Source organism: Pseudanabaena sp. UWO310 (assembly GCF_006861605.1).
Taxonomy (GTDB): domain Bacteria; phylum Cyanobacteriota; class Cyanobacteriia; order Pseudanabaenales; family Pseudanabaenaceae; genus Pseudanabaena.
Map to the genome: position 1 here is coordinate 50,117 of NZ_SELU01000030.1, position 8,976 is coordinate 59,092.

At 44.0% G+C, this 8,976-nt stretch carries 7 protein-coding genes; 1 reads left to right on the forward strand and 6 read right to left on the reverse strand.

All coding sequences use genetic code 11. The features are described 5' to 3' along the window. Window positions 1–119 precede the first annotated feature (119 nt). The 3 genes from PseudUWO310_RS11800 to tatC all read right to left on the reverse strand — a co-directional run bounded on the left by PseudUWO310_RS11800 (window position 120) and on the right by tatC (window position 3,137). Entirely contained in the window at window positions 120–701 is a 582-nt protein-coding gene (locus PseudUWO310_RS11800; protein ID WP_142601439.1) for a hypothetical protein, read from the reverse strand. Window positions 702–793: 92 nt separating this feature from the next. Continuing rightward, window positions 794–2,404, reverse strand: coding sequence for a citramalate synthase (gene cimA, locus PseudUWO310_RS11805; RefSeq protein ID WP_142601441.1), 1,611 nt, complete (start codon window positions 2,402–2,404; stop codon window positions 794–796). Between the two features lie 46 nt (window positions 2,405–2,450). Then, a complete protein-coding gene (gene tatC, locus PseudUWO310_RS11810; RefSeq protein ID WP_223805635.1) occupies window positions 2,451–3,137 on the reverse strand; it encodes a twin-arginine translocase subunit TatC in 687 nt (228 codons plus the stop codon). A 729-nt stretch (window positions 3,138–3,866) separates the two neighbouring features. Between tatC and PseudUWO310_RS11820 the strand changes: the two genes are divergently transcribed. Further along, complete coding sequence (locus PseudUWO310_RS11820) at window positions 3,867–4,256, forward strand: hypothetical protein (protein ID WP_190315996.1); 390 nt, start codon at window positions 3,867–3,869, stop codon at window positions 4,254–4,256. A gap of 96 nt (window positions 4,257–4,352) precedes the next feature. Here the strand turns inward: PseudUWO310_RS11820 and PseudUWO310_RS11825 are convergent, their stop codons facing one another. From PseudUWO310_RS11825 to PseudUWO310_RS11835, 3 genes are all read right to left on the reverse strand, one after another. Beyond that, entirely contained in the window at window positions 4,353–5,252 is a 900-nt protein-coding gene (locus PseudUWO310_RS11825; protein ID WP_142601447.1) for a bestrophin family protein, read from the reverse strand. A 115-nt stretch (window positions 5,253–5,367) separates the two neighbouring features. After that, window positions 5,368–6,915, reverse strand: coding sequence for a glycosyl hydrolase family 57 (locus PseudUWO310_RS11830; protein ID WP_142601456.1), 1,548 nt, complete (start codon window positions 6,913–6,915; stop codon window positions 5,368–5,370). Between the two features lie 319 nt (window positions 6,916–7,234). After that, entirely contained in the window at window positions 7,235–8,791 is a 1,557-nt protein-coding gene (locus PseudUWO310_RS11835; RefSeq protein ID WP_142601449.1) for a serine/threonine-protein kinase, read from the reverse strand. Between the last annotated feature and the right edge of the window lie 185 nt (window positions 8,792–8,976).

Consider the following 8,976-nt stretch of genomic DNA (forward strand, 5'->3'; position numbering starts at 1 on the left):
TGCCCACAGGTGTTACACCAATTTCCGAAAGTGTGGCTACACTTTCGGAAGTTGAAAACCAAACCCAGTAAGGTTTTTGAAAACACAAAATGGCGTAGCCATTTTGTGTTTTGGTATAACTAATTATTCTGGTTGTTCTGGTGTTTCTGTCTGATTATCTCCTCTAAATTTTGGAGAAACTGCTGTCCCGACTGTGTGAGTTCGCAATACTTGACCAAATCTATCGCGATACTTCCATAGTTACTAGCTTTCTCTAAATCGCTAATATTTTGAAAAGGTGGAACGATCGCAATCAGGTTGGAATCTCTCAACCTCCTCAATTCGGAAGCCGCATCTTTGCCCACATAAAATTCATGCATGGAATTGTCTTTAATGCCCTTGAGCTTTTCAATTTCTTTGGGCGTTAGAATCAAGCAATACATGAAGTTTTGCAGTTTATTCATGCGATCGATCTGTTCCTGCTGGCGTTTGTCGAGATCTTCTTTGGTTTGGAGCATTTCACTCCGTAGATCCTTAAATTCCGCTTTCAGTCCACCCGATGAGAAGTCGATGCTTTTAAATATGTCCGATGTTTGGGGTTGAAACAACAGAATGATGGCAATTAACGTAATGTCAGGGAAGGTAAAATCTGGGACTTTGGCAATATCGCCAACGACCTGATCACGTTGGGTGAAATTTACCGCTGTTTGTACAATCGGCACGGCGACAAATTTAAGTGCTAGGTACAGCAGGATAACAATAGAGGCAAAGTCTAAAAAATTTAGCTTTCTTTTGGGTTTGTTTGGAGCCATAACTAAGATTTAGTGTAGCGAACGGCGGCGAGAAGTCCATATTCTAAGCCTTCTCCCAATGCTTTACAGGAGGCTGCAATAATATTGTCAGATACTCCCGCCGTTGTCCATCGTCTCTTGCCATTACTGAATTCAATTAATACCCTCGTCGTTGCTTGCGTGCCCGAATCGCTATTGAGAATTCGCACCTTATAGTCGGTGAGATAGAAATTAGCAATTTCAGGATAGAAGCCGATTAAGGCTTTGCGTAAAGCGATATCAAGGGCGGCAACTGGTCCATTACCTTCTGCGGCTGTGAGATGCTCTTCGCCTTTAACCATTACTTTCACCGTTGCTTGGGAATTAACGCCTCCATCAATGGATAAGGATTCAGTAGTGCAATACACATGGAAACTGCTAATCGTAAAAAACTTGGGGCGATCGCCTAAGGCCTCGCGGACTAATAATTCAAAACTTGCCTCTGCGGATTCAAATTGATAGCCGACCCGTTCGAGATCCTTCGTCATCTGCAAGATCTGCCTACAGGCCGCATCCTCTTTTCGCAGGCAAATGCCAAAGGTTTCTACTTTGGAGATGACATTGCTAATCCCTGCTTGCTCGGAGATGACGATGCGCCGATTATTCCCAATACTTTCGGGGGCGATATGCTCGTAGGTGAGGGGATTGCGCTGGACGGCGCTGACATGGATGCCACCTTTATGGGCAAAGGCTGAAGCGCCCACAAAGGGCGCATGATCGTCGGGGGCAAGATTGACGATTTCACTGACTTGGCGGGAGACTTCGGTGAGTTGGGACAGCTTGGCGGTAGCAATGCAGTCATAGCCCATTTTTAGTTGCAAGTTGGGGATGACGCTACAAAGATTGGCATTGCCACAGCGCTCGCCATAGCCATTAATCGTTCCCTGCACCATAGTTGCACCATGCCGAACGGCGGCGATCGCATTGGCAACGGCTAAACCTGCATCGTTGTGAGTGTGAATGCCTATTTGGGGTGAATTGCTGCCCCATTGCCTGAGGGATTCATCCACAATTTTGGTGATTGCGGCCACTTCATCAGGTAAAGTGCCACCATTGGTGTCACAGAGCGCAAACCATTTTGCTCCAGCGTCATGGGCAGCTTTGAGGGTTTTTAGGGCATAGTCGGGATTATTTTTGTAGCCGTCAAACCAATGTTCAGCATCGTAAATAATATGGCGATCGCAACTTGTGAGATAGGCGATCGTATCGTCGATCATCGCGAGATTTTCATCGAGGGAGGTTCTCAAGCCTTCAATGACATGGAGATCCCAAGACTTACCAAAAATAGCGACCCACTTAGTCTTGGCGGCAAGAATCGGCACGAGCATGGGGTCATCCTTTGCCTTTAGTCCTGCGCGTCTGGTCGAACAAAACACCACCAGTTCGGCATGATTGAGGGGACGCTGCTGCATTTGCCGAAAAAATTCATCATCCTTAGGATTTGCCCCTGCCCAACCACCTTCGATAAAAGCAACCCCCAATCGATCAAGGCGATCGGCAATGAGTACTTTATCTTCTACTGACAGTGACAACCCTTCGCGCTGAGTGCCATCGCGAAGGGTTGTATCGTAAATCAAAATGTTCTGATTTGCCATTTTTAATTGTTTGATAGATAAGGCTGCGGTGCAAAGCACCGTAACCTTATTTACCCATAGCCTTAACTAAGAAAATGCCACCAAAGTACAAAATGCCCACGGCTCCAGCCAGTAAACTCTGAGTCATCGGATCGGTCGATGGTGTCAGCACGGCTCCAAGGATCACCGCCCCCAAAACGACATAGCGCCATCCTGCGAGCATCTTGCTGGAGTTAACAATACCTGTCATTGCTAATAGGGCTTGAATTACGGGAATCTGGAAGGCTAACCCAGTACTGAATAACAACAACAATACAAACTCAAAATAGCGATCGATCGACCAAAATTGTTCGACAACATCCCCACCATAGCTAATAAAGAAATTGAGAGCGGCGGGAATCAATAGCTCGTAGGCAAAGACAATACCAAGCACAAATAAAATGCTAGAGCCAAAGACAATGGGGGCGATCGCCCGTTTTTCTTTGCGGGTGAGTCCTGGCAAGATAAACCGCACGATCTGGTACAAAATGGCAGGACTGGAAACTAGCAAGCCACTGTAGCCAGCTACTTTAATGGATACAAAAAAGTATTCCCCCGGTGCAAGTTGCAAAAATTTCACGCCTTGTGCGGGAATTTCCAAAAGAGCTACTATTTTGTTCACTACGGCAAAGCAGCCAATCACACCGATGACTACGGCGATCAAGGCATAGAAAATACGCGATCGAAATTCTTCTAAATGATCGAATAATGACATTTCCACATCATCGATCTCGTCTAGTTCATCAATCTCATCTGGATCGTCGATATTATTATCGACATTATGGACAGGAGGATCGATGGTGGCGATCGCTGTCTCCGCTATGTCCTCATCGACTGGTGGAGGAAAATCCTTTGGTTGCTCTGCTTCACTTACCGTCTCTAGCATGGTGTCGTTATTAAAGTCTACTGGTCGATTGCTTAACCCGATTGCTTAACAAACCTATCAAATAATCGAAGTATATCGATACTATAGCAACCACTATAGCAACCAAACCCAACTTTCGATTTTTCCACCCCTTTCTCCCGATGGCAGTTGATATAGAAATGATTGGTATTATGACAAAAAACAAGAGGAGAAGGTTGGCGCTTTGCGCCAACCTTCTCCTCTTGTTTTTTTATTTGTGTGTTAACGCGAGAAGCGACAGCTATACAAGATCACACCCACAGGGTGCTCCCTTTTACAAAATCGAAAGCCGCAAATAATTTAGAATTACGATAAGTATCTGGGCATAATCAAAAAAGTAGAATCAAAAGCTGTAGCGCACGCTGCACGCGTGCAGCGTGCGCTACAGCTTTTAGGGTTTTATATTTAATTGCGTCTAGATACTTATATGAACTTTCTGACATTTAGCAATGTCTAAGGAATAAGGATGCTAAATTCAGTAATGGGGTTGGCGAAATGGTTCATGTTGATATTCACCATGTAAAATTTCAGGAAAAACAAATGGCTTCATTAAAGTTTGTGGGATTGTTGGCGATCGCAGGTGCAATGTTTTCTTTAAATCCAGATTGTTTGAAAGCACAGGTACTGATCGGCAACAATCAGTCTAATGCTACATCTCCAGCTCAACAGATGCTTCTAGACATGCAACAAAATACCCCTGCGATCGGTGGCGGTAGTATGCAGTTGCTACGATTTACCGACAAAAATGTTTCCTTTGCCCCCTTAGAAGGATTAGACCGACTGTTTAATTGGCAGGTCACGCAGGACGATGGAGTAATGACAGCTCAAACCCTAGGCGATCGCGTTGAAAAGTTTAAATTAAAACAACGCCAGCAGATAATTTCCGATAGTCAGATGTTTGCAGCAATTAATCGGATGAACAATAAGTAGCTAAGCCAAAAACAGAGAGCGTACCGCCCACTAGATGGGCGGTACGCTCTCTGTTTTTATTCTGAGCAGCAAGAGTTGCAAAGCCCCATGACAAATTTATGGTGATTGATAGGAAATTACTTGGTTGACATTATTGCTTATCCCTTCACAAATCTCATCAATTGGGAGATCGTTAAAGTCATGACCAAAGGGGTTTTCGATTTCATTGCCAATCTGTTCGACTCCCAGCAGAATAAAACTAACTAGTCCCACAGCGATCGCCGTTAACCAATGGATATCAATGACGAGATGGAATGGCAAGCCAAAGCAATAAATCAAAATTAACCGTTTTAAGTAAATGCGATAGGCGATCGGTAATGGAGTCTTGAGGATGCGTTCACAACTGGTTAACCCTTCCACTAAAGCATTAATTTGGCTATTCATAGTGACAAAATAATTAGTGTCAAAACGATCGTTTTGCATTTGTTTTTGCAGATAGCTACTTAACCATAGAGTCAGTTCGAGCGGAACATGTTTGACGTTGTTTAGTTTTAGAACTTCATCCTCAGTAAGAATTTGATTAAGATGGGTGGAAATCTCTTCGTTGCGGAGGTGTAGTTTGGTAGCGATCGCAAAGGCTGTTAATAACTGTATCGATTTCTCTTTATCCTTTTGTTCTTCGTCCTTTTGTTCTTCTAATGGAGGAGAATGGATCGCGATCTGCATTAACCTCGATAAATTGCGGATATTGACTACTAAAGTTCCCCAAGCTTTACGTCCTTCCCAATAGCGATCGTAGGCGGTATTTGTCCGAAATACTAAGAGCAATCCTAAAACTAGATTAAAGACCACATTGTTAGTCATATCCCCAAAGACTTTGAGCGATATTTGTGGCTCGTAGTAGTGAAACACCGAGATCCCCAAGGCGAATCCCGCAAAAATCAGAACCCTCGGCAAGATGATCGGCGCAACAGAACCTTGAACCTTAAATGCAAGATCGAACCATTGAAAAGTCATAATCTGGATGATCGTGAAAATTGATTGCCTCAGAAATTGTATACCGCATCATTCCAAGATCAACTTAAAACCTAAAAGATCGTAACGCTCGCATAGCGAGCGTTACGATCTTTGCTTACAACAGAGCCTCACCTCGAAGATAGAACTCGCGAGCGTAGTCTGTCCACCTTCCTTGTCCCCAATAGCGAAAGCAACTAGTTTGGACGAGGAAATTATAAAGTAAGGCTTGCTGATAATCTGATCGCTTTGTCACTGTGGGATCCTGAGCCACCAGATCGTCATATTTTTCATGGAACTTGGCACTGAGTTGATTCATCGGTTCTAATACATTTTCGTAGCCATGTACCCAGCTCATGCTGTTTGTCCATGAGGCTCCATCCATATGGAACTGGTGATCGCTTGCTTTCAGTTCGGCGATCGCCTGCTCGACTTCAGCAGTATTGAGATTTTGGAATTCGGTAGTGATATCGCTACTGCGATCATCAGTGCGTTCATCAGCGCGATCGCGATTTTGAGCTACCTTTTGCCAGACCTTATGTTGTTGCACGGCTTGAATGGGAGGATAGTCCGCAGGATGAATTCCTGCATCTTCAAGCATTTCTAGATATTCCGTTCCATTTAAACCAACAACACCCGAACTTCCCCGTCCGTTGTTTTTTATTTGTTCCCACACCAATGGATAATCGCGGGGAAATTCATTCATCATCACGCCACCATTCTCCCCATCCGCGATCTGAGAAACTAGTGAAGGAATTAATGCTTGACCGAGCATCTGTCTGCCGCGACTTTTTGCCTCGTGGTAAGGCTGCATCTGAGCGACTAGCTTCGTATCTGAACCTTGGGTTTTAATCAGTGCTGTGATACTAAGCAATTCGCCCTTGGAGTTCTTCGCCACTAAACGATTAGGGATGTATTTTTGATCTTGAGTCAGCGCCGAACCATCGAGTTGCTCCACGGAATGCTCCTGCACCATGAGCCAGCGATAACCACATTCCCGAAGAGCCTTGATATATTCATAAAGTGTGTCGGGATGGTTGGGAAGATGCATCTCTGGCGGAGAAAAGCCCTTCACGCGCTTTAGGGCAGCGATGCCAAAAATAGAAGCAAAATGACTTTGCCAAGCTTGGATGTGGAGCTTAATATCGGGGATCGGAGTTGAGGGAATGACCGCATGACTCCACATCGTGCCGAGCCATTCCACGTAGGGCTGATATTGGCGATCGCAAGTAATCCGCTTGAGATTATCCAGAATGTCGTGACGTTGCATCTGCTGCAATCCCCAGAGCAAGTTTCCCGAATAGTCGAGCATAATGCGAGGATTACTCCCCTGCGCGACTAGTTGAGGGATAAAATCGCCCATACGACTATAGCACCATGCAAAAGCGGAAGCATTGTGATTGTCGCCTTCGCCTTGGTGCTCGAACATATACTGGAGATTGCAGATCGTTGCTCCATTTACCCCAGCAGGAATAGTGGGCTGGTGCATATGTAAGGCACAGGCAAAGGCAGAAGTAATCTCCTCAAGTCGAAGATTGTTTTCATTGGAACCGTTATTAAAAAATACAGGAGCATCATCCCGTACAGCCTGTTGAATTACATCTTCATTTCCACAGATGGGAGGGAAATCAGAGGTGACAAAGCTTGACGATGTAGTTGTAATCAAAACTTGTAAAATCTCAATATTAATAAATTTACAGCGACTTTCCGATTCGCCCACACCTTAGCCTACATTGCTTTACAGAAAAATAGCACTATGTAGCTGTAGTCAAACATATTAGTACGGCAGAGAATGGGAGCGCGAAGCGCCCCCATTCTCTGCTTGAAGGGTATCTTCTAAGCAAAACTCGCATTACTATAGCTAATCGACATCTCGATTAATACCAATTCCCAAAATGGCAACGCCATTTTGGGAATCTCAAAACCTTACTGGGTTTGTTTTTTAATTCACTGAAGTGAGACAACACTTCAGTGAATTGGTATAACTACCTGTTATTAGGTAATTTTGATGGATTGATTTTTGTGTTTTTAATGATTACCCCATCCATAGTTGCATTTTTAAGTGTTGTTTGGGTCATGTCAGTATTCGCTAAATTAGCATTATCTAAGTTAGCGTCAATGAGATCTGCTTGAGATAGATCCGCAGAATTTAAGTTAGCATAGGAGAGATCGGAGCCAGCCATTTTGGCTTGGATCAGTCTAGCTGATGTCAGATCTGCGCGTGTAAACATTGAGTTTGGTAGAACAGATTGGATGAAATTCGTACATTTGGCACGACTTTCAGAAAAATCTGCATTTTTGAGAACCGACTGGGTAAAATTTGCTCCTTCAAGGTTTGCACCTTTAAAATTTGCGTCCGATAAATCGGATTGGACAATACTAACACCACGCAAATCGGCATTTTGGAGATCGACAGATTTCAAATCTTTAAGAGTAATATTTCTCGCCCCCCTGAAATCACATCCACGACATTCACGGTTAATTTGGAGTTTAACGAGAGAATCCTTGCCATCCTGCTCTTCTATCTGGGTCAATTTTACATTGCGATTGTCAATACAGGGCGATGGCGGAGTCGTTATTTTTAGCGGAGTTGTGGGTAACGGCGCAGGTGAAATGCTAGTGGAAACCTTTTCAGGTGCAGGGGTAGGGGAAAATGTCAGTAGAGAAGCGATCGCTACAGGCAAGAGATAAATCGGGACTCTACGCCATCCGCTATTCCTTGATTTCGCTAGACCAATCTCGCCAATTTGAAGCAGATGCTCTAAGGCTGTTGCCGCATCGCGATAGCGATCTTTCAATTTTGGGGCAGTCATTTTCTTCAGCCATTGCGCAAAGCGAGGATTCACATTAGTTAACAAATGCTGAAACTGGATCTGATTGTCTTCATTAATTAAGCGATCGACTTGAGTGGAACGAATCCCCGTTAACAAACAAATTAGGGTCATCCCCAAACCATAGTTATCTGTTGCTGCGCTGAGGATTCCATTGCGTAGCTGCTCTGGAGCCATAAAGCCAAACGTGCCAGCCGCAACGCTACTCATCGCATTATCTGCTACACCAATGCGGGCAAAGCCAAAATCAACCAGATACAGTTTTAGGTCATCGCTTACCAGTAAGTTTTCTGGTTTGATATCTCGATGGATAATTGGTGGAGTCTGATTTTGAAGATATACCAAAATTTCTAAAGCCGCGATCGCAAGTTGCTGAATTTGTTCTAGCGAAAACCTGCGGAGATTGGCAAGGGACTGCGCTTTGACATATTGCTGCACAATGCAATAGCCATCAATAGTATCAAAACTACTGAGATAGCGAGGAATCTGAGGATGCTGTACTTGCTGGAGGATTTCTGCTTCGCGAGCGATCGCCTTTTCATAGGCGGCGAATCGATCGACCGACTTAGGAAAACGGAATAACTTAATTACAACTAGCTCTTGATAGATAAGGTTATGGGCAAGATAGGTACTACGGTTGGCTCCGTAGTTATGCCCCAATACACTCATTACCTCATAGCCATATTCCGTCAGATCTGGATGTAGTTCCATCGTATATTCCCCAGTCAAATCTATTTAATTCCCGATTCTTTAGCAAACCTCAATAGATTAGACTTTATCGGAAATAAACAAAAGAAGTTGCTAAAATAGGTGCATTTCAGAAAATTGCAAGTTAGAAAATGCTGTCATACGCCAAACTAAAAAATAAACCTCGGATTCTACAAAGTTTGACAGGA